At 40.0% G+C, this 19,388-nt stretch carries 23 protein-coding genes; 8 read left to right on the top strand and 15 right to left on the bottom strand.

Features of this window, described 5'->3' with window-relative positions; genetic code table 11:
• Positions 1-420: 420 nt before the first annotated feature.
• The 8 genes from QYG89_RS14025 to QYG89_RS13990 form a co-directional block, all read right to left on the bottom strand.
• Positions 421-1,326, bottom strand: coding sequence for a sulfite exporter TauE/SafE family protein (locus QYG89_RS14025; protein ID WP_404318351.1), 906 nt, complete (start codon positions 1,324-1,326; stop codon positions 421-423).
• Between the two features lie 19 nt (positions 1,327-1,345).
• Entirely contained in the window at positions 1,346-1,969 is a 624-nt protein-coding gene (locus tag QYG89_RS14020; RefSeq protein ID WP_404318349.1) for an NAD(P)-binding protein, read from the bottom strand.
• Complete coding sequence (locus tag QYG89_RS14015; RefSeq protein ID WP_404318348.1) at positions 1,950-2,711, bottom strand: sirohydrochlorin chelatase; 762 nt, start codon at positions 2,709-2,711, stop codon at positions 1,950-1,952. The genes QYG89_RS14020 and QYG89_RS14015 overlap by 20 nt, the downstream gene beginning before the upstream one ends.
• Positions 2,708-3,487 (bottom strand): uroporphyrinogen-III C-methyltransferase, encoded by a 780-nt coding sequence (gene cobA / locus QYG89_RS14010; protein ID WP_404318346.1) that lies wholly within the window; start codon positions 3,485-3,487, stop codon positions 2,708-2,710. Before cobA ends, QYG89_RS14015 begins: the two co-directional genes overlap by 4 nt.
• A gap of 75 nt (positions 3,488-3,562) precedes the next feature.
• The gene (gene cysC, locus QYG89_RS14005) at positions 3,563-4,156 is read right to left on the bottom strand and encodes an adenylyl-sulfate kinase (protein WP_404318345.1); all 594 of its coding nucleotides are present in this window, start codon (positions 4,154-4,156) and stop codon (positions 3,563-3,565) included.
• A gap of 12 nt (positions 4,157-4,168) precedes the next feature.
• Positions 4,169-5,317 carry a sulfate adenylyltransferase gene (gene sat, locus QYG89_RS14000; RefSeq protein WP_404318343.1) on the bottom strand — a complete coding sequence of 383 codons (1,149 nt, stop codon included), beginning with the start codon at positions 5,315-5,317 and terminating at the stop codon, positions 4,169-4,171.
• A gap of 61 nt (positions 5,318-5,378) precedes the next feature.
• A complete protein-coding gene (locus QYG89_RS13995) occupies positions 5,379-6,086 on the bottom strand; it encodes a phosphoadenylyl-sulfate reductase (RefSeq protein WP_404318360.1) in 708 nt (235 codons plus the stop codon).
• Between the two features lie 658 nt (positions 6,087-6,744).
• A complete protein-coding gene (locus QYG89_RS13990; protein WP_404318341.1) occupies positions 6,745-7,140 on the bottom strand; it encodes a DoxX family protein in 396 nt (131 codons plus the stop codon).
• A 372-nt stretch (positions 7,141-7,512) separates the two neighbouring features.
• Between QYG89_RS13990 and QYG89_RS13985 the strand changes: the two genes are divergently transcribed.
• From QYG89_RS13985 to QYG89_RS13975, 3 genes are all read left to right on the top strand, one after another.
• Positions 7,513-9,141, top strand: a complete 1,629-nt coding sequence (locus QYG89_RS13985; protein WP_404318340.1) for an ABC-F family ATP-binding cassette domain-containing protein — start codon at positions 7,513-7,515, stop codon at positions 9,139-9,141.
• Between the two features lie 122 nt (positions 9,142-9,263).
• Positions 9,264-9,506, top strand: a complete 243-nt coding sequence (locus QYG89_RS13980; protein WP_404318338.1) for a DNA alkylation repair protein — start codon at positions 9,264-9,266, stop codon at positions 9,504-9,506.
• 167 nt (positions 9,507-9,673) lie between these two features.
• Positions 9,674-10,015, top strand: coding sequence for a phage holin family protein (locus tag QYG89_RS13975; RefSeq protein WP_404318336.1), 342 nt, complete (start codon positions 9,674-9,676; stop codon positions 10,013-10,015).
• 148 nt (positions 10,016-10,163) lie between these two features.
• Here QYG89_RS13975 and tatC read toward each other — a convergent pair whose 3' ends face one another.
• The 3 genes from tatC to QYG89_RS13960 all read right to left on the bottom strand — a co-directional run bounded on the left by tatC (position 10,164) and on the right by QYG89_RS13960 (position 11,756).
• Positions 10,164-10,931, bottom strand: a complete 768-nt coding sequence (gene tatC, locus QYG89_RS13970) for a twin-arginine translocase subunit TatC (protein WP_404318335.1) — start codon at positions 10,929-10,931, stop codon at positions 10,164-10,166.
• Positions 10,932-10,947: 16 nt separating this feature from the next.
• Entirely contained in the window at positions 10,948-11,151 is a 204-nt protein-coding gene (gene tatA / locus QYG89_RS13965) for a twin-arginine translocase TatA/TatE family subunit (protein ID WP_404318334.1), read from the bottom strand.
• Positions 11,152-11,333: 182 nt separating this feature from the next.
• Positions 11,334-11,756 (bottom strand): DUF2935 domain-containing protein, encoded by a 423-nt coding sequence (locus tag QYG89_RS13960; protein WP_404318333.1) that lies wholly within the window; start codon positions 11,754-11,756, stop codon positions 11,334-11,336.
• 195 nt (positions 11,757-11,951) lie between these two features.
• Between QYG89_RS13960 and QYG89_RS13955 the strand changes: the two genes are divergently transcribed.
• The 3 genes from QYG89_RS13955 to QYG89_RS13945 all read left to right on the top strand — a co-directional run bounded on the left by QYG89_RS13955 (position 11,952) and on the right by QYG89_RS13945 (position 13,467).
• Entirely contained in the window at positions 11,952-12,773 is an 822-nt protein-coding gene (locus tag QYG89_RS13955; protein WP_404318332.1) for an MBL fold metallo-hydrolase, read from the top strand.
• Positions 12,774-12,848: 75 nt separating this feature from the next.
• Positions 12,849-13,016: a YozQ family protein gene (locus tag QYG89_RS13950; RefSeq protein WP_404318330.1), complete on the top strand. Its 168-nt coding sequence runs from the start codon at positions 12,849-12,851 to the stop codon at positions 13,014-13,016.
• A gap of 28 nt (positions 13,017-13,044) precedes the next feature.
• Positions 13,045-13,467, top strand: a complete 423-nt coding sequence (locus QYG89_RS13945) for a pyridoxamine 5'-phosphate oxidase family protein (RefSeq protein WP_404318328.1) — start codon at positions 13,045-13,047, stop codon at positions 13,465-13,467.
• Between the two features lie 118 nt (positions 13,468-13,585).
• Here QYG89_RS13945 and uvsE read toward each other — a convergent pair whose 3' ends face one another.
• Complete coding sequence (gene uvsE / locus QYG89_RS13940) at positions 13,586-14,539, bottom strand: UV DNA damage repair endonuclease UvsE (RefSeq protein WP_404318326.1); 954 nt, start codon at positions 14,537-14,539, stop codon at positions 13,586-13,588.
• A gap of 357 nt (positions 14,540-14,896) precedes the next feature.
• Between uvsE and QYG89_RS13935 the strand changes: the two genes are divergently transcribed.
• Positions 14,897-14,980 (top strand): putative holin-like toxin, encoded by an 84-nt coding sequence (locus QYG89_RS13935; protein ID WP_404318358.1) that lies wholly within the window; start codon positions 14,897-14,899, stop codon positions 14,978-14,980.
• 310 nt (positions 14,981-15,290) lie between these two features.
• Positions 15,291-15,749, top strand: coding sequence for a hypothetical protein (locus tag QYG89_RS13930; protein WP_404318324.1), 459 nt, complete (start codon positions 15,291-15,293; stop codon positions 15,747-15,749).
• A gap of 251 nt (positions 15,750-16,000) precedes the next feature.
• On the opposite strand, the gene QYG89_RS13925 is transcribed toward QYG89_RS13930, so the two are convergent.
• The 3 genes from QYG89_RS13925 to QYG89_RS13915 all read right to left on the bottom strand — a co-directional run bounded on the left by QYG89_RS13925 (position 16,001) and on the right by QYG89_RS13915 (position 19,328).
• The gene (locus QYG89_RS13925) at positions 16,001-16,210 is read right to left on the bottom strand and encodes a hypothetical protein (RefSeq protein ID WP_120032050.1); all 210 of its coding nucleotides are present in this window, start codon (positions 16,208-16,210) and stop codon (positions 16,001-16,003) included.
• Positions 16,211-16,519: 309 nt separating this feature from the next.
• Positions 16,520-16,831 carry an ArsR/SmtB family transcription factor gene (locus tag QYG89_RS13920; protein ID WP_404318356.1) on the bottom strand — a complete coding sequence of 104 codons (312 nt, stop codon included), beginning with the start codon at positions 16,829-16,831 and terminating at the stop codon, positions 16,520-16,522.
• 139 nt (positions 16,832-16,970) lie between these two features.
• A complete protein-coding gene (locus QYG89_RS13915; RefSeq protein ID WP_404318322.1) occupies positions 16,971-19,328 on the bottom strand; it encodes a heavy metal translocating P-type ATPase in 2,358 nt (785 codons plus the stop codon).
• Positions 19,329-19,388: the final 60 nt, after the last annotated feature.

Here is a 19,388-nt window from a genome sequence, read left to right as displayed (position 1 = left end):
CGGTAGATGCTCAATTAGATTTTAATATACACAGATAAAAATTTATATATCAAACGAAAGTTTAACGTTACATAATAAATGAAGTGACCGCTCTTTAAAAATGACTAGAGCTGCAGTAATCGAATAGAATATAAAATCGATGTTTGTATTGAGAAAACGCACAAAACCATTGGTGTTCAAAAGAATACATTTCTCAAATAGGTGAGGGAGGATCCAGGGTTTCATAAAAGAGTAAATGGAGTATTTAAAGATTAATAAAAATTCTAGTTAACATAATATAAAATATGGGAAGTTATTTGTTTTCCATCTCATTTCATAAGTAAACTACTAATATTGAGATTTTTTATAAAAACAATAGAATTACTTAACGTTTATTTTGGATTTGAATTCGGCTCATAAAAAAACATCCTAGAAATAAGTTTAGGATGTTTTTTTAGATTTTTGTAAGTCTAGCTGCATTATTTCAAGTTTTAGTTTGCGTTCTTGCTGAGCTACGTGGAATGTGAGATATGACCATATAATAATAATCACTCCGTATATCGTATTTTGGATCGTATGGTCAATAGTTGTGTAGCTTAGTATTGCCTTCACATTTGTAAAGATCAGCATTCCGCTTACAATTACAGCTAGCATTTTCGTTGGAAGATTTTTCACAATCCATGCTGCAATTGGCGCAGCAATGACACCGCCAAGCATGATTGCTCCTGCCCAAAGCCAATTGATGTTGCCTACTCCGAGCGAGATCATAAATCCAGCAGTCGCTGAAGCAGCAACTGCAAATTCGCTGGCACTGACCGTTCCAATGACTTTTCTTGCTTCCATTCCTTTTTGAGATAACAAGGCCGGTGTAGCGATTGGCCCCCATCCTCCCCCGCCGCTCGCATCAAAGAAGCCGGCGACAAATCCAAGGGGTAAATAGAATTTATTAGTAAGTGCTTTATGTTCCTGTTTACGGGCATCTTTCAAAAATAAAAAGCGCGCCAGTATGTAAACCCCCAGGCAGAATAAAAAGATAGATACATACAATCTGACATAGTCGCCTGTTAATTGGCTTAAAAAAGTCGCTCCTGAAAATGCACCGATAGATCCGGGGATAATGAGGCGTTTGGCCATTTGTTTATCTACATTCCCAAACCGCATATGTGCCATTCCTGAAGCAGCCGTCGTTACGACCTCTGCTGTATGAACAGAAGCAGAAGCGATCGCAGGTGCGATGCCTGCAGTAAGCAACAGTGTTGTTGATGTAAGACCATATCCCATTCCAAGTGCCCCATCTACAAGCTGGGCTGCGAGCCCAACAAGTGCTAATATGATAAACCGTTCCATGCCTCTCCCCTCCTAATTGTCATTGTGTGATATAAACAAACGGCCGAATTTCCTGTAAAAATGCTTCTCTTCTTTCCCTATCTTTATAAAAAACAGGATCAGCGGCTATTTTCAACAAATGGCGGCGTACCGTACGATCAGGCTCTATTTTCTTAACAACCTGCCTTACCTCATATAAAAAATCAAGATAATCTTCATAAGACTCGTCATATTGCTCCTCTAGCTGATTTCTTATTTGTTTGGCCAGGGTAGGGCTTGCACCGCCGGTAGATACGCTGAGAATGAGACGCCCCCGCTGCAATGAGGCGGGAATTGTACTATTACCAAGATCAGGCTGTTCCGTATGAATAACGAGCTTCCCAACGGCTTTTGCTTTTCTTGCTACTTCGTTATTCACTTCACTAGAATTCGTAACAGTAATGACTAGAAAAGCATCATCGTAGTCTTCCTCTTCCACATACTTTTGTTTAATTGTTACGAGCCCTTGATCGGCCAGCTTTTCTATTTCGGGATGAATGGCCGGACTCACTACGTGCACATGCAGTCCAAACCGCAAAATATTCTTTATTTTGTGTAAAGCAATCTCTCCGCCGCCGACAACCACAATTTTTTCATTCGATAAATCAACCATGATTGGAAACATACTGATGTCCTCCTGTTGAATCTGCTTCTTTAATACGGTCATTCATAATTTTTCTGATGGACGAATGATAACCGAGACATTTCGTTAAAATGATAGATTCCGGTGAATGAAGAAGCGTAATTTCTTTTTCCATTTTTTTGGACAAAACCCCTGTAAATAATAGATAAGGCAGCACCCATAACTGGACCGGGTGTTGACGATGGAGCCGCTCCAGTTCTTCTTTAAATGAAGGGGAAGCTGCTGCCAAATATCCAATATTCACATCTCTTATCTTGGTTTTATGACGGAACAAATCGCGAATCCTCGCAAAATCATCAAGGATCTGCGGATCACTGCTTCCCCGCCCGACAATTAATACAGACGCACTAGGTAAAATAGGCTGACCCGTTTCCTTCATCCGCTCCACTAATATATCAACCATCGCTTCGTGAACACCGAGCGGCTTTGCATAACGGAAGGTTACAGAGGGAAATTTAAACCTTGCCCTCTCCAGCTCCATTGGAATATCTTTCTTCGCATGACCCGCCGCAAGCAGTAAGAATGGAAAAACAATGATTTCCGTTGCTCCGCGTTCTACACAGCGGGTGATTCCCTGCTCAATCGTCGGGTGAGCCAGCTCCAAAAAACACGCCTCTTGGATCGGCACATCCATAAATGGTATGGTCTGCTCAATAAAAGCAAGCGCTTCGTCCCGACCCTTCTTTATCCGGCTGCCATGGCAAATATAGAGAACGGCTTTCATTGATCAGCACCTGCTGCTAGTGCTGTACGGGCATCCCATTCATTAAACCATTGAATCTTCTCCCTCATCTGCACAACCTCTCCAATGATAATCATGCTTGGGTTGGTTATCCCTTCTTTTCTCGCCACATCCCCAATCGTTCCAAGTGTGCCTGTCACCGTTCTTTGTTCCTTCGTTGTTCCCCAATGAATTAAAGCGGCGGGCGTTTGCGGAGATTTACCATGTGTCATCAGCTTTTCTTGAATATAAGGAAGGTTTTTTACCCCCATATAAATCGCAATCGTATCGATGCCATTCGCTAAAGCTGACCACTTCAATTCCTCATTTTCCCCTTCGCGGCGATGGCCGGTAACAATGGCAAAAGAAGCACTGTGGTCACGGTGAGTAACAGGAATGCCGGCATAAGCAGGAGCAGCAATTCCAGAAGTAATGCCTGGAATGATTTCGAAAGGAACGCCATGCTCGGCAAGAAACACAGCTTCTTCGCCGCCGCGTCCAAACACAAATGGATCTCCGCCTTTTAACCTAACGACGTTTTTTCCTTGCTTCGCATGTTTAACGAGCAGGTAATTGATCGTTTCCTGCTGGAGATGGTGATGATCCGGCAGCTTTCCACAAAAAATTAATTCTGCTTCCGGCTTCGCATATTCCAGCAATTCCGCGCCGATTAACCGATCATATAAAATAACATCTGCTTCTTTAATGGCCTTTAAGCCTTTCACCGTAATTAAGTCCGGATCGCCGGGGCCCGCTCCTACTAACCACACTTTTGCCATATTGGCCACCTCCAATTTATTTCTTTCAAGCAACAGCGGGAATAGGAACCCGCTGTATTTCTTTGCATGTTTGTGCTATAGCCAGTTATTTTCTTTAATAAAATTAATCAGCTGATCGACGCATTCATCTACTGAGTAGCGATTTGTCTCTAAAATAAGTTCCGGCGCATCTGGTGCTTCATATGGTGAGGAAATGCCAGTGAATTCAGGGATTTCTCCATTTCGCGCTTTTTTATAAAGTCCTTTTGGATCACGTTCCTCACACTCCTCGAGCGGACAGCTGACGAACACTTCAATAAATTCATCTTGTTCAAGCAGCTGGCGAACCGTTTCCCGATCTTCCTTAAACGGCGAAATAAATGCGGTAAATACCAGCTGACCGCTGTCGACAAATAATTTAGCTACTTCACCAATGCGGCGGATATTTTCTTGTCTGTCTTCATCTGAAAAACCCAGATCTTTATTTAATCCGTGCCTGATATTATCGCCATCAAGTACATATGTGTTCACACCAAGCTCGTGAAGCCGTTTCGCTGCTGCATTGGCAACCGTCGATTTTCCTGACCCTGATAAGCCGGTAAACCAAAAGACGGCGCTATGGTGCTTATTTTTTATCCGCTGATCATGCTTTGTCAACGCTTGATCGTGCCAAACGATATTCGTACTCATTCTTTTCCCCTCCTATTGTACAGTTTCCTTAATCCGAAGCCCGCGGATTAACACTTCAATGACTTCTTTTCGGCTGAATGTCGATGGCGGCACCTCTCCAGCGCGCAGCATTTCTCTTACTTTCGTGCCTGAAAGAATCACATGATGCTCCTGATCATGCGGGCACGTTTTAGCAGAAGCCATGCTTTCGCATTTTTCGCAGTAAAAGCTATGTTCAAAAAAGAGCAGCGTAATCCCGATTTCTTCTTCGGTAAACTGGCCAAAAATCTTTTGAGCGTCATACGTGCCATAGTAATTGCCGACTCCAGCGTGATCACGGCCGACAATAAAATGTGTGCATCCGTAATTCTTGCGGACAAGCGCATGGAAAATGGCTTCTCTCGGACCGGCATAACGCATGGCAGCTGGGAAGACAGCCAGTTTCACACGATCTTGTGGATAATAATCTTTTAACAGTACTTGATAGCTTTCCATTCGGACATCCGCAGGAATATCATCCGATTTCGTTTCACCGACGAGCGGGTTTAATAGAAGACCGTCGACAATCTCAAGGGCTGTTTTTTGAATATATTCATGGGCACGGTGAACAGGATTTCTCGTTTGAAAGCCGACAATGCGTTCCCAGCCTTTTTCTTTAAAAATGGCTCTCGTTTCTGCCGGATCGAAGTAAAACTCGCTAAACTCTCTTCGCTCAATACGGCGAATCAATGTAATCGGTCCCCCAACGTAAACAGAACCTCGATCTAATAATTTCTTAACCCCAGGATGATTAGTATCGGTCGTCTTATACACCTCTTGTGCTTCATGCTGCTGATCCGGTCGATAAATCTCTTTAATATCCAGCACGCCATACGGAACCCCGCTATGAACGAGCAGTACACGATCGCCTTCAGCGAGTGAAGCAGCCTTTTCTTCCGTCACAGGAAGAGTGATCGGCAGACTCCAAACGGTTCCGTCCCCCAGACGAATATTCGAAACAACCGATTCGTAATCTTTGCTCGTTAAAAAACCTGTTAACGGACTGTAAGCCCCTGTTCCGATCAATTCCAAATCACTAAGTGCAGTCTGATCCAGTTCAATTTCTTTATGAATATCTACAATGTTTAACTCCGGATTAAATAATTGGACTAATTTTCCTCCGTGCGGTACACTTTGAGTCATTAAATATCCCTCCTAAATTTATTAAACACATAAAATTACTATGAATTAAAACTAAAAAAAATTAATTCGTATGCAGTCCACATTCGGTTTTTCCAGAACCTGACCATCTGCCAGAACGCATATCTTCCAAGGAGTAAGCTGGCTTTGTACATGTTTCACAGCCAATGCTTGGATAGCCTTGGTCGTGCAGGCGGTTGTATGCAAGTTCATGCTTCGTGACATAGCGCCATACATCTTTCCATGTCCAATGGATCAATGGACATACCTTCACTTTTTTGAATCTGTGATCTTGATTTAAAAAATTCGTATGTTTTCTCGTTTCCGACTGCTCTCTTCTTAATCCGGAAATCCATGCAATGGCTGGATCGAGCGCTTTTTCCAGCGGACTAATTTTTCTTAAGTGACAGCATTGATTCGGATCCGTTTTCCATAAATCTTGGCCGTACGATGTGTTCTGCTCTTCAATGGTTAATTCGGGCTGCTGAATATGAATCCGAAGCGTCGGATAATTTTTTCTCACTTCATCGATAATATCGTAGGTCTCTTTAAAGTGGTAATTTGTATCTAAAAAAATAATATTCGCATCAGGCTTTACTTTGGAGATTAAATCAATCAGCACAATCCCTTCGATCCCGAAGCTGCATGCATAGACGAGATTCTCTCCGAACTCCTTATAAGACCATTCAAGAGTTTCTAACGCCCCCTTTGTCTCACTGTCTTCCGGAAACGAGGGCAGCGTATTTTCATTCCACTGTTGATATGTAATTATTTCAAACACCTACTTTACAGATGGGATTTAATGAATATAGATAATCTTATCAGAAAATTCCTTAAAGTCAAACCCATTTTTAAAATAATTTCCTTTTTATTTTACAACGGAAGATGTTTTATAAAGAAACCTAGAGATGAACGAAGATAGGGATTCATTAACTTACAGATTAAACAGCCTGTCTAGTGGGTATAATGAGAAAAAGCATGTTCATTGATTACCTTTGAAAGGGGGAATTTGATGACGTATAAACGGGTTTGTGAAGAGTGCAATGGATTCGGAAGAGTTCCTCTGATCAGAGGGTTCCGCGCAAGCAGAGTCTGCAAACATTGTCATGGTGTAGGAAACCACCTTTCTTTTCGATTTCAAGATCACTTTCTTGGCAGCGAATTTGGGCGGGAATTCACCTATAAATAGGTGATAAAAATGTATTGCGTTCTATTAAGAACACCTATCGACAAAGGGATACAACTGGTGAAAAAAAGCCGGGTGTATCCCTTTAGTACATCATGATCTGCACAGTATTCTCTGTTTAATTTAGAAATGAATGACAAAAAAGGTTTCATAACTTGCATAAGTTCTGCATTTGAAATTCTTTTACACATTAACTTATTAAATTCCTCAACAATAGGAATGACTCACTTCACCTGTTACTTTCTTACAAGAGAGCATCCAAAGCATATTGACCAGGACCAATCATTCCGACACCAATGGCAGCTGCTATCAATACTAAGTTATACTCATAACCATTTTGCGCAGCCCAAAATCCATTCTGGCCATGAACTTTAACAATAGCCATGAACATCGTTCCAGCAATGATTACTCCAGCAAGGGGCGTGAAAAGTCCCAGTGCAAACATTGCTCCGCCTGCGAACTCTGCTAGACCAGCCAATAACGCCATTATGATTCCAGGTTTCATACCAATAGATTCGAACCAGCCCCCCGTTCCTTTTAAACCATATCCTCCAAACCAGCCAAATAGTTTTTGAGCACCGTGTCCTACAAAAGCTAAACCGATCACTAAACGAATCAGTAATAATCCCATGTCTACCATGTTCCATTCCTCCTAATAATTTTTAAAGTTCCTGAAAGAGCTCTGTTCTCTCACAAGCTGATTAAATATTTTCACACCCTCCCTCCAAACCTCATATTGATATATCTCTAATTAGAGATATATGGCCGGAAAAATCATTTTGTTTTTTCACATACTCATTCATATGCCAACTATGCGTACATGTGCCTTGATTTAAGAATTATTTTCATTTAAATATTTATGCTTCAAGAATGTTCCCTGCCGCTGCTCTTGATACGCTTGACGGGTTTCGTGCATAAAAGTCTTTGAACTGCTATGCAGAACAACCTTCCCCTTTCCTTCTATAAGATGATATAATCGATACGATTATAGATAAATGGAGGACGAACAATATTGATTACTGTACAAGATGTCAGTTTACGCTTCGGCGATAAGAAATTATTCGAAGATATTAACATTAAATTTACTCCGGGGAACTGTTACGGGTTAATTGGGGCAAACGGAGCTGGAAAATCTACGTTCCTGAAAATTTTATCAGGAGAATTAGAGTCTCAAACGGGCCATGTTTCCATGACACCAGGCTCCCGTATGGCTGTGTTAAAACAGAACCACTTTGAATATGAAGAAGAAGAAGTATTAAAAACAGTCATTATGGGGCATACACGTCTTTATGAAGTTATGCAGGAAAAAGATGCGATTTACATGAAAGCAGACTTTACAGATGAAGACGGCATGAAAGCGGCGGAGCTTGAGGGCGAGTTTGCTGAATTAAACGGCTGGGAAGCAGAATCTGAAGCCGCTATTCTTTTAAAAGGCCTTGGCGTGTCTGAAGACCTTCATACGAAAAAAATGGCGGAATTAACTGGTTCTGAAAAAGTAAAAGTGTTATTGGCACAGGCTCTTTTTGGAAAGCCGGATGTCTTACTGCTGGACGAGCCGACGAACCATTTGGATATCCAAGCGATTCAATGGCTGGAGGATTTTTTAATCCACTTTGAAAACACGGTTATTGTCGTTTCCCATGACCGTCACTTCTTAAACAAAGTATGTACACACATTGCCGACCTTGATTTCGGTAAGATCCAAATTTATGTTGGTAACTATGACTTCTGGTATGAATCAAGCCAGCTCGCATCAAGAATGGCACAAGATGCGAATAAAAAGAAAGAAGAAAAGATTAAAGAACTGCAAGCGTTCATTGCCCGCTTTAGTGCCAATGCGTCAAAGTCGAAGCAAGCGACATCCCGGAAGAAGCTTCTTGACAAAATCACACTGGACGATATTCAGCCTTCTTCCCGTAAATATCCGTACGTCCACTTTAAACCAGAACGTGAAATCGGGAATGACCTTCTTCGTGTAGAAGGGCTGACAAAAACGATTGATGGCGTCAAAGTATTAGATAATCTCAGCTTTATTATGAATAAAGATGATAAGATCGCTCTCGTTGGAACGAACGAGCTCGCTAAAACAACGCTGTTCAAAATCTTAGCCGGTGAAATGGAAGCAGACAGTGGAACGTACAAATGGGGCGTTACAACGAGCCAATCATACTTTCCGAAAGACAACAGTAATTACTTCGACGGCTCAGAATTAACACTAGTTGAGTGGCTGCGCCAGTATTCTCCTGAAGATGAAAGTGAAAGCTTCCTGCGCGGATTTTTAGGACGCATGCTTTTCTCTGGTGAAGAAGCCCTAAAAAAAGCGAATGTCTTATCGGGAGGAGAAAAAGTACGCTGTATGCTATCAAAAATGATGCTTTCAGGTGCGAATGTCCTGCTGTTAGATGAGCCGACAAACCATTTAGACCTTGAATCTATCACTGCTTTAAATAATGGTTTATCGAATTTTAAAGGGTCTATGATTTTCGCTTCTCATGACCATCAATTCATCCAAACGATCGCCAACCGGATCATGGATATTACGCCGAACGGACTGATCGATAAAGAGATGACTTACGATGAATATTTAGAGAACGCTGACTTGCAAAAACAAGTAAAAGAAATGTATCAACACGTCGGTTGATCATTCAATCCATGCAAAAAGGCTGTCCCTGCTTAATGGGACAGCCTTGTTCACATAGAGACTTCATAATCATTACTGTTTTTGGGCATCATACTTACTAACATGTAGAATAGGAGGTTCTTATGAGTACTCGATACTGTTGTCCAAACTGCAAAACGAACCGGTCCAGATTTAATATTGTTGAACAAGTTGCCCATGCAGTCAGATTAGACCCTCAGACGGGAGAAGTCATCGAACGTTTTGAAAGTACCGACAATCCAGGCCCTCTTCATACCGTTTATAATGGTCCGGCACGAAGAATCCAATGCGCTGTCTGCGGATTGGTCGAAGATGAAATGACATTTATGAAATTTGGCGAGAAATGACGATCCCCATTGAAACGGGATCGTTTTTACATATTCGGAAAAGTCTTCTTTTTCATTCTTAATTAATCACATTTTATGTGGTAAATAAACACACAAAGAGTCGAGGCTTGGAATATATTATTTCAGGTTTATTTGTACTGCCTAAGAACTTCAGGGAGAGAAGACAGATGGATTTTCATATGTATATTAGGTCCGATGCGTTCATTTTAGTTCCTGTGTTGTATTTTATCGGTTTGCTCTTAAGACAAACACCTCATATACCTTTTTGGAGCCATGCTTGGATAAAATTATCTTTTGCTGTTATCGCCTGTCTGCTGCATTATGGCTTTGCAATAGAATCTGTCGTTCAAGGGATACTCGTAACGGGCGCAACCGTGGTATCTAGGGATTTAATTCATCATACGATTTATGGATTAAACGAGCAAAAGAGCGGCAGAAAGTGGGACCCTCATAAGGGTGCATTTATATCGACGGAAGAGGAAAAGGAAAAAAAGGATAGCTCCGACTAAATAAAGAGGCTGACTCAAAAAAATCTAACCTTATTTTCAATATATTATATATGGGAGATATTGGTTCCTCCTCTATACAGTATATTAGCGCGGCAGGGTTAGATGATTTATTTTTGAGTCAACCTTTTCTTCTATCAAACAATTTTCATTATGTGACATTTGCTTGAGCATTTTGCCTGCGTTTCATCCACTTTACTGTGAATGCAGACAACATGATCCCTGTTTCATACAGCAAAATAAGCGGAATGAGAACGATCAGCTGTGAAAGAAAATCAGGCGGTGTAATTAAAGCAGACACCACAGCAAGCACAAGTATCGCATACTTTCTTGCTTTTTTTAGTTTAGCAGGTGTCACAAGCTGGATCGCTGTTAAAAACATTAATAAAAGCGGCACTTCAAATAAAATCCCTATCGGTACAGTCGTCATCACTAAAAAGTGAAAATACTCCTTCGCTGTCACCATCATTTCAAAGTTTTTTTCCCCAAGCCCCATTAAAAAGTAATAGACCGTCGGAAAAACAACATAAAAACCAAACGAGATTCCTGCCAAGAAGCTTCCGAAAATAGCCGGTAAAAACAGAAGGGCCGCTTTGCTTTCCTGCCTTGTCAAAGCGGGCCGTGAAAACAGCCATAGCTGCCAGGAGATAAATGGAGCGGACAAGCCGAGTGCGAGCACTAAACCAATACCAGCATAGAGTTTCACCACTTCAAGAGGCCCAAGCATGACCAGCTTATGCTCATGAGACAGGAATGGGATAATTTTATGCATAAATAAAAGCATACAAACGAATAACAAAAGAACACAAGCAACGGAATAGATCAACGTTTTTCTTAATTCAGTTAAATGCTCAACGACTGTTTGTTCCTCTTCTGGCACAGTAAGAGGCATTTCCTCCGTGGTTTCTGGGTTCCCCACCCTGTTCACCCCCTATTTATGCTTTTGGAAGCTGCTCCTCTTTTTTCAGCTTCTCCTTGCTTTCTTCTTCCTCCATTAACTTATTAGCTCCACGCTTAAATTCAGACAACGTCTGTCCAAAAGCAGCACCGATCTCTGGCAGTTTTTTTGGTCCAAAAATAATCAATGTGATGACTAAAATGATAATTAAGCCAGGTATACCAATATTAGCAATGCCCATATTTTTCTCTCCTTTTTGTCTTTTATTCCTTCTTTCAACATTCTTACCACATTATTCAATGAATAAACGAATCTTCTATGTAAAATAGAGAAATCCATAATTATATGACTTCCTTATACAAAATAAAAAAGGACCAAAATTTTTTTGATCCTCTTTTTTCTATTCACTGTTCACAATTAGATTCAAGCAGATAATAAAGCACGAGCAATACCGATAAAATACTCTGATTCCCGAATAATATGATTCAATACTGCTACAGCGACTTTATTGTCCTTCACCGCTTTACTTTGATCTCTAATCTGCCGGCACAGTTCAATAAAGTCCATGCTTTGCTTTAAACAAAACTCGGTTAACTTTAATACTTCCTGATGGAGTGAAGCAGGAATATAGCTTCCTGAACGTGACAACGCTTCAATAAACTGAACAATTTTTTGATGCGTATCTGCCAGCGCACTTTCCCATTTCTTTAATGCATCGACATACTTTGTCTCTAAATCAGGCAAAAGCTCTCTAATCACGACAGTATGTTCTTCCTCTTGGTGCTTCCAAAACTCCGCTTCATCTAAAATACGGAGCGGCATTTGCGGACCGTAATAAAATTGCATCCCTTTCCCTCCCTATCAGTTATATGACAACATATGAAAAAAGGACAAGTATTATGAATTTTTTCATTTGGATGAAACGTGAACAGAAAAGCCATAACGATTTTGGTCCTTTCTGCTTTTTATTATAATTATTCCGTTTTTTATTCCAATTGGCGGATATAGTAAAAGAGAAAAAGCAATAAGGAGGAATGAACATTGGAAGATAAGTGGATCCCCGCTTCGTCCGTCAACAGCGGCAGATTGGCGGCTATTCAGCCTGATATTCATATGTATACGGTACAAATTGTCAACCTCTTCTTTGTCGGCACTAAAGATGACTGGGTGCTCGTAGATGCAGGGATGCCCCGCTCTGCTGAAAAAATTATTCGGGAGGCAGAAAAATTATTTGGTCAGCATGCGAAGCCCAAAGCAATCATTTTAACCCACGGTCATTTTGATCATGTGGGTGCGTTAGAGGAGCTGGTTCAGCATTGGGATGTACCTATTTATGCTCATGAACTAGAACTTCCTTATTTAACAGGAAAAAGAGATTACCCCGAGCCGGATGCGTCCGTTGAAGGCGGCCTAGTAGCAAAAATGTCGCCGCTTTTTCCGACAGAAGCGATCAATGTGACAGAGTGGATCAACGCTTTACCGGCAGATGGGACAATTCCTCCTATGCCGGACTGGCGCTGGTATCATACACCGGGCCACTCACCCGGACATATTTCTTTATTCCGGCCATCTGATCGTGTGCTCATTGCCGGGGATGCTTTTGTAACAGTCAAGCAAGATGCCTTATACAAAGTTCTGACACAAGAGAAAGAGTTTCACGGTCCTCCCCGTTATTTAACGACTGACTGGAAAGCAGCGAAATCTTCTGTCGCTCAGTTAGCTGCTCTTGAGCCTGATATTGCGGCAACAGGGCATGGAGTAGAAGTAACAGGCAGGGAATTAAACGAAGGACTTCATGATTTAGTCTCCCAATTTGAAGAAGTCGCTGTTCCTGATTACGGACGCTATGTCGATGATCAATGAAAAAAGCCGGCTATGAATCATTTGAGCCAACCATTCACAAACTAAACAGACAACATTTTAGAAAGGATCGCATAGATGAAGAAAAAAGAAGAAAACACACCAGCAGGAAAAACGTTTCACTTTAATGATTATGAAAGCTCGAAGGAAACGGATCAAGGATTAGCCATCGTTCACGAACAAGCAACCGACACTTACACCGAAGGAAGCATAGACGAAAAGATAGAGCGACAACATAAAAAGTAAAAAAATGTATAGAAAAGGAGTAGAATCAATGAGCAGCCAAGAACTAAAAGAGCAAGCAATGAAAATCATCTCTGATCACAAAACGGGCGTCCTTTCATCAGTTGAAAATAATAAGCCGCATTCCCGATATATGACGTTTTACAATGAAGGATTAACATTGTATACACCAACAAAAAAGGATACTGAAAAAATAGAGGAAATAGAAAAAAATTCGTTCGTTTCTGTCTTGTTAGGCTACGAAAATGAAGGCCAAGGCGATGCCTATGTTCAAATTTCCGGAACGTCTTCCATTAACGATTCACAAAATCTGAAAAAACAATTCTGGGATGAATCCTTTAATCAATGGTTCAACGGCCCAGAAGATCCGAACTACGTATTTCTCGAAATTCAGCCGGACACTATTCGTATTTTAAACACTGAAGGTGAACCGCCGCAAGAGCTTACATTATAAAAGAGCAGGTAACCTAAATTAGTCTATTCTGTATACTCCTTTGAGGCTGTCCTAAAATACCCCTTATCGGACAGCCTCATCATGATAGAATGTTATAAACATTTACCCCCGTCTACACTCACCATTCCACCGCTGAACCTGATATACGTTTAACTCCCCGGATTGAAGCGATCTCTTCTATAAGATTATGCATGGCAAGGTTTTTCTGTTTGGCTTCGATCATAATGTCAAAATCTTGATTAAGCCCCTTTGCCATTTTTAAGAAAGGAAGGACAAACTCTAAAGAGACAAAATCAGCGTGGGAACGATAGGCTTGTTCTGTCTTTGGCGAGGATATGTGAACTTTTGGCACCGCGTTAGAAGCATTCCACGTATTAAATATGCGCTGTAAATAAAGAGAAAGTTCCACTTCCCCTTTATTTGCCATATGATGATGATAATCAAGGATCATCGGAATACGTTCTTTTTCACAAGTAGTGACGGTCTCCTCCACATTAAAGGTCTTATCGTCATTTTCAAGTGTCATATGATGTTTAATTTCTTGAGGTAATCTTTTTATATTTTGGTGAAAGCGCCTTAATGCCATGTTTTTATCCCCGTACGCTCCCCCAATATGAATATTAATGATTCCCCTGTCCAATACATCCATCGCTTCGAGCATCTTAAAATGGTATTCCATATCCTTCACCGCATTGATAGTGACTTCTTCTCGGGGACTTGTGAAAAGAGTAAATTGGTTTGGATGAAAGCTCGGCCGAAGATTAAATTTCTTTACTAATTGTCCAAGCTCTGCCCATTCGTTTTTGAAAGGGGTGATAAAATCCCACATCACTTCCGGATGAGTGGCTAATGGAACAAGTGAGCTTGAAAACCGATATAATTCTATTTCATGCGCAATATTATAATACAAAATTCTTTTAGTATGATGCAGGTTTTGTGCAGCAACAGATTTAAGCTTTTCCATTCGTTCATTTCTAGGAAGAGCGGAATACCGTGCAAAAGTTAAAGTTTTTGAAGGACTTGCATCCCATAATCCTAATGCATTAGCTACATATCCAAAACGAATCTTCATCTGTTTTCTCCTTGGCTTTAATACAATCGCTAATAAAAGCTTGCTTATTTCCATTATAATAAATTAACGCAGTGGATAAATAAAGTAAAGAGAAGCCCCCAGACTGTTAGTTTTTTCGACAGTCTGGGGGCTGGGGCCTTTTGATATTCAAGTGCTATCTGTTATAAATCAAATAGATGGACAGCCGATTGGAGCTGCTGTTGGCAGGTGAAATCCGACAAAAATGATCCCCGTCATCTAAGAAAGCGACGACCACATGATATGAGAATTAATGGTATAATAAGAATACAATAGTATAGGTTTTCTCAAGGGTGGTTGGCACGCTCCTCCATGTTTATAGGAGGGAGGTGATGCCGTATGACAGTATATGAGTCATTAATGATTACACTTGCTTTTGCAAGTCTTGTCATTTCAATTCTGTCATTTAAAAACAAAAACTAAAACCGCCCTTGAGATTCCCGGCTCTAGACGGTTTTAGCAACTAACTATGATGTCGATCCCCTTTTGGGAACCTGCTATTGTATGGCCATTTCGATGTTAGAGCATCGAAATGGTCTTTTTTAATATATGTTATTCTAATTGTCATTATACCCTAAAGCGCCCTATTTGAAAACAGATAACAGCCATTGACTGCCAAATTGGATTGTTTTACAGGCACTCTTACCTGCTAGGTTATCGCTCTCATTTCGGAAATAAGAAAGTATATATATCCCCATCTATATTTATATAAGTTTATTAGGAGGCTTATCCATTGAAAGTAGATACTTTGAATGTGAATTATATAATTGACGGAAAAATCATAGTCATACTAACAAAAATGTTTTACGAGCAATTAGATGAAGACGAATTTCAAAATATTCACTTTGAAGTCAAAGTGAATATTCACCAAATCCAATCTAAGTTATCCAACTCTATTGAATATGCAGTAAAGCATTTACAGAAAGAACTTCCAGACAACATCGGTATCGCATGTTGTCAATCTTGCCAACACGGTAATTTCAATCCATTCGGTGATTTAGAAAATGAGATATTCTGCTTAAAAGATAAGGCTCTTCTCAATCGGGATGATGTGATTAAAACCTTCTCCAAACAGGATAAATCTTTTAGTACAAGAAGTAGAAAACTTCTTGATTTTTGTAAAGATTATAAACCTATATCTGAGGATGAAAAATACACTTACAACGATTGGGATTTAGAGGAATTCTCTTAATTCAAATGATAAAAATTAGGAAACCATTTGGATATCCCTAATTTTATAGCTGCTAGTAAGGGCACAGTATTTGATACCTTTCAGAAAACTATCGGTTCTTGTCAATATAACTTAAAAATCGTAAAGTGTAATACAATGCAACGATATCGCTGTGACAGACACAAAGATAAGCCCCTCATTCCCTCTCTAAAATAAACGAAGCGGCAACTTCTATTTAATAGAAGTTGCCGCTTCGTTTAATCGCTATACGTTTAGCGTGATGCTTTTGGCGGTTGGCACACGTCACATTTACGTTGGTGATTATTTTTAAATTTCGTAAATGTTTTTTCAAAATTGCTGCCACATGCACATTTAAATAATAACTTTTGAGAAAAGCCGTGATATTCGGTCGTTAGCAATTTACTTTCCGAATTGTTCTCAACAAATTCTTTAATTTTACCGATCGTCCATCGTTTATTCATTCTCTTACACCTCCATGTTTTATTGCTAGGCGGAGGCTTTTCTTGGCATCCGTTCAATTATGAGCAAAAGTCGTAATTATCCCTAATTTCTTTATTATAACATGAACTGGCGCACAATTAAACAGACCGTTATTTTGCTGTTCATTACAAAGCTTCTTAAAGATGCTGAATCTTTCTCTTAACACAACTCCAAAATGTATTCTAATTAATAGATTTTTCCGCTTCGTTTGTTCACTATACGAGTATATAATATTTCGCAAATTTATCAATAAACGCTTGAGAAGACGCTCGTTCTGCTTGAGCCTCTTCTTATTGATGCTGTGCATGTTTGATTGTTTGTTCAAGAATATCCATTACATGTTGATCATCACAACTGTAATATATTGTGGTGCCTTCACGGCGAAATTTCACTAATCTTAAGTTCTTAAGAAATCTCAATTGATGAGATACCGTAGATTGTAACATTTCTAGTCGTTCAGCTATTTCATTTACAGAGTGTTCTCTTTTGGCTAACAGATGAAGGATTTTGATCCTCGTTGAATCCGAAAGGGCCTTAAAAGTCTGAGACACCATGAATAGTGTTTCCTCATCTAGTGTATCGTTTAGTTTATTTTTTTCCATTAAATCATTATCATCTAATTTCGACATATACCTCACGCCTCTGCTTTCTATTTAATGATATCACAGCATGAATATTATTTTCCCTAAACATTCCATATAAATGAATGTATATTTTAAACCCTCACTGTGCCTATCGCATTTATGACAAACGGTCCACTTTTAATGCCCGCATCGCATTAAGTACTGCAAGCAATGTTACACCGACATCAGATATAATAGCTTCCCACATTGTTGCAAGTCCGAATGCCCCTAATAATAAGACAATTCCTTTAGTACCGAGAGAGAAAATAATATTTTGCCAAACAATTTTGCGTGTGTGTTTGGCGATTTTAATGGCAGTGACAATTTTTGACGGTTCATCCGTCATGATGACAACATCTGCAGCTTCAATTGCTGCATCTGATCCTAACCCGCCCATCGCAATACCAATATCCGCTCTTGCTAACACAGGTGTATCATTGATTCCATCACCAACAAAAATAAGCTTTTCACCTTTCTGTTTTTGGCTATCTAGTAATTCTACCTGTTCGACTTTTTCATGTGGCAGCAATTCAGCATGAACTGTATCTATCCCAAGCTTTTGTCCAACAGCTTCGCCGACCTTTTTTGTATCACCTGTCAACATGATTGTCTTTTTAACACCTAATGCTTTTAAACTTTCTATTGCTTTTTTAGAGTCTTCTTTCACTTCGTCAGAAATGACAATGTAACCGACATATTGCCCGTCTACTGCAAGATGTACGATTGTTCCCATTCCATCTTCTTCTGTATATGAAATCTCTTCTTTGCTCATTAACTTTTTATTTCCAGCTAAAATCGTTTTACCATTCACCTCAATTTTAATTCCATGTCCTGCAATTTCATCATAATTTCCAATGTCATCCTTATTTACTTCCTTACTATAGGCGGCTATAATGGATTGGGCAATCGGGTGGTTTGAATAACTTTCAGCTAGTGCGGCATATTCTAATAGACGTTCTTCCGTCATATCACCTTTTGGTACAATGCCTGTCACCTTAAATACGCCTTTTGTCAATGTTCCAGTTTTATCAAATACTACATACTTCACACTATTTAATGCTTCTAAATAATTGCTGCCTTTTATGAGAATACCGCTTTTGGACGCTCCGCCGATTCCGCCGAAGAAGCCAAGCGGGATGGAGACAACAAGGGCGCATGGACAAGAGATCACTAAGAAAACAAGCGCACGGTAAACCCAGTCAGAGAAAGCTGCTCCCTCGATAATAAGCGGAGGAACAACCGCAAGCAAGGCCGCAATGATCACAACAGCCGGTGTATAGTACCGTGCAAATCGTGTGATGAATTTTTCTGTGGCTGCTTTACGGCTGCTTGCATTTTGTACTAAATCGAGAATTTTGGCTACCGTGGACTCTCCATATGTTTTGGTTACCTGAATCGTTAGGACCCCGTTCGTGTTCATAAATCCACTTAACACTTCATTTCCCGATTCTACTTCTCTTGGAACAGACTCGCCTGTTAAAGCAGATGTATCAACCATGGAACGGCCTTCAAGGATCAATCCATCAAGCGGAATCTTCTCCCCTGGCTTCACTATAATAATATCGCCGGCATTTATAGCTTCCGGTGCTACGCGCTTCGTTTCATTTCCAACTTTTAAGACAGCAAATTCGGGCCGGATATCCATTAAGTCACTAATCGATTTTCGGGAACGATTAACAGCAATACTTTGAAACAATTCTCCAACCTGGTAGAATAACATAACTGCTATTCCTTCTGGATATTGAGCGATCGCAAATGCACCAATGGTTGCAATCGACATAAGGAAATTTTCATCAAATACTTGCCCTCGTATGATATTTTTTCCGGCTTTTAAAAGAATATCGCCGCCTGCTAACAAGTAACTGATAATAAACAAAGGAAGCTCAACAGCTGTACCAAAGCCACCGATTAATCCAGCCGCCCCTAAAATGACTGCCGCGGCCAGCCGGAAAATCACTTTTTTAATACGTGAGTTTTCTCCACCTTCATATGTTTCTGAATTTTGTTCAATGACAACCTCTATATCCGGTTCAATCTTTGGGATGCTGACTGAAACATCACTTACAATTTTACTCATAGTATTTAAGTCCACTGCCTCGATAATAAGCTTCTTTGAAACAAAATCAACAGTTGCCGCTGTAACACCTTTTATACCTTTTACGTACTCTTCCACTTTTACGGCGCAGTTTGCACAATCCAGCCCTTTTAAAAACAAAACCTGACTTTCCGCGGATCCCTTTACCTTATCTTTAATACGAATGTCGGGCTCTAGCTTACTTATAAGCTGCTTTGCTTCTGAAACAACCGTGTCATTCTTTTCGTCCGCTGTTTTCATCGTTAAAGTTTTCGTCACAAAATTGACTGAGCATTCGTCTACACCATTAATTGTTTTGACGTTTTTTTCAATTTTAGCTGCGCATCCGGCACAATCAAGACCTTCAAGAACAAACTCCCTTTTAATAGATCTTTCTCCCATATGATCACCTTCTTTTTTTAAAAAATTTTTTAATAATAAAAAAAGTTACGTTTAGTTGAC

It is taken from the genome of Bacillus lumedeiriae (genome assembly GCF_044891285.1).
Lineage (GTDB): Bacteria > Bacillota > Bacilli > Bacillales > Domibacillaceae > Pseudobacillus > Pseudobacillus lumedeiriae.
Note: the sequence above shows the minus strand (reverse complement) of the source record. Positions and strands in the feature narration are given on the sequence as shown.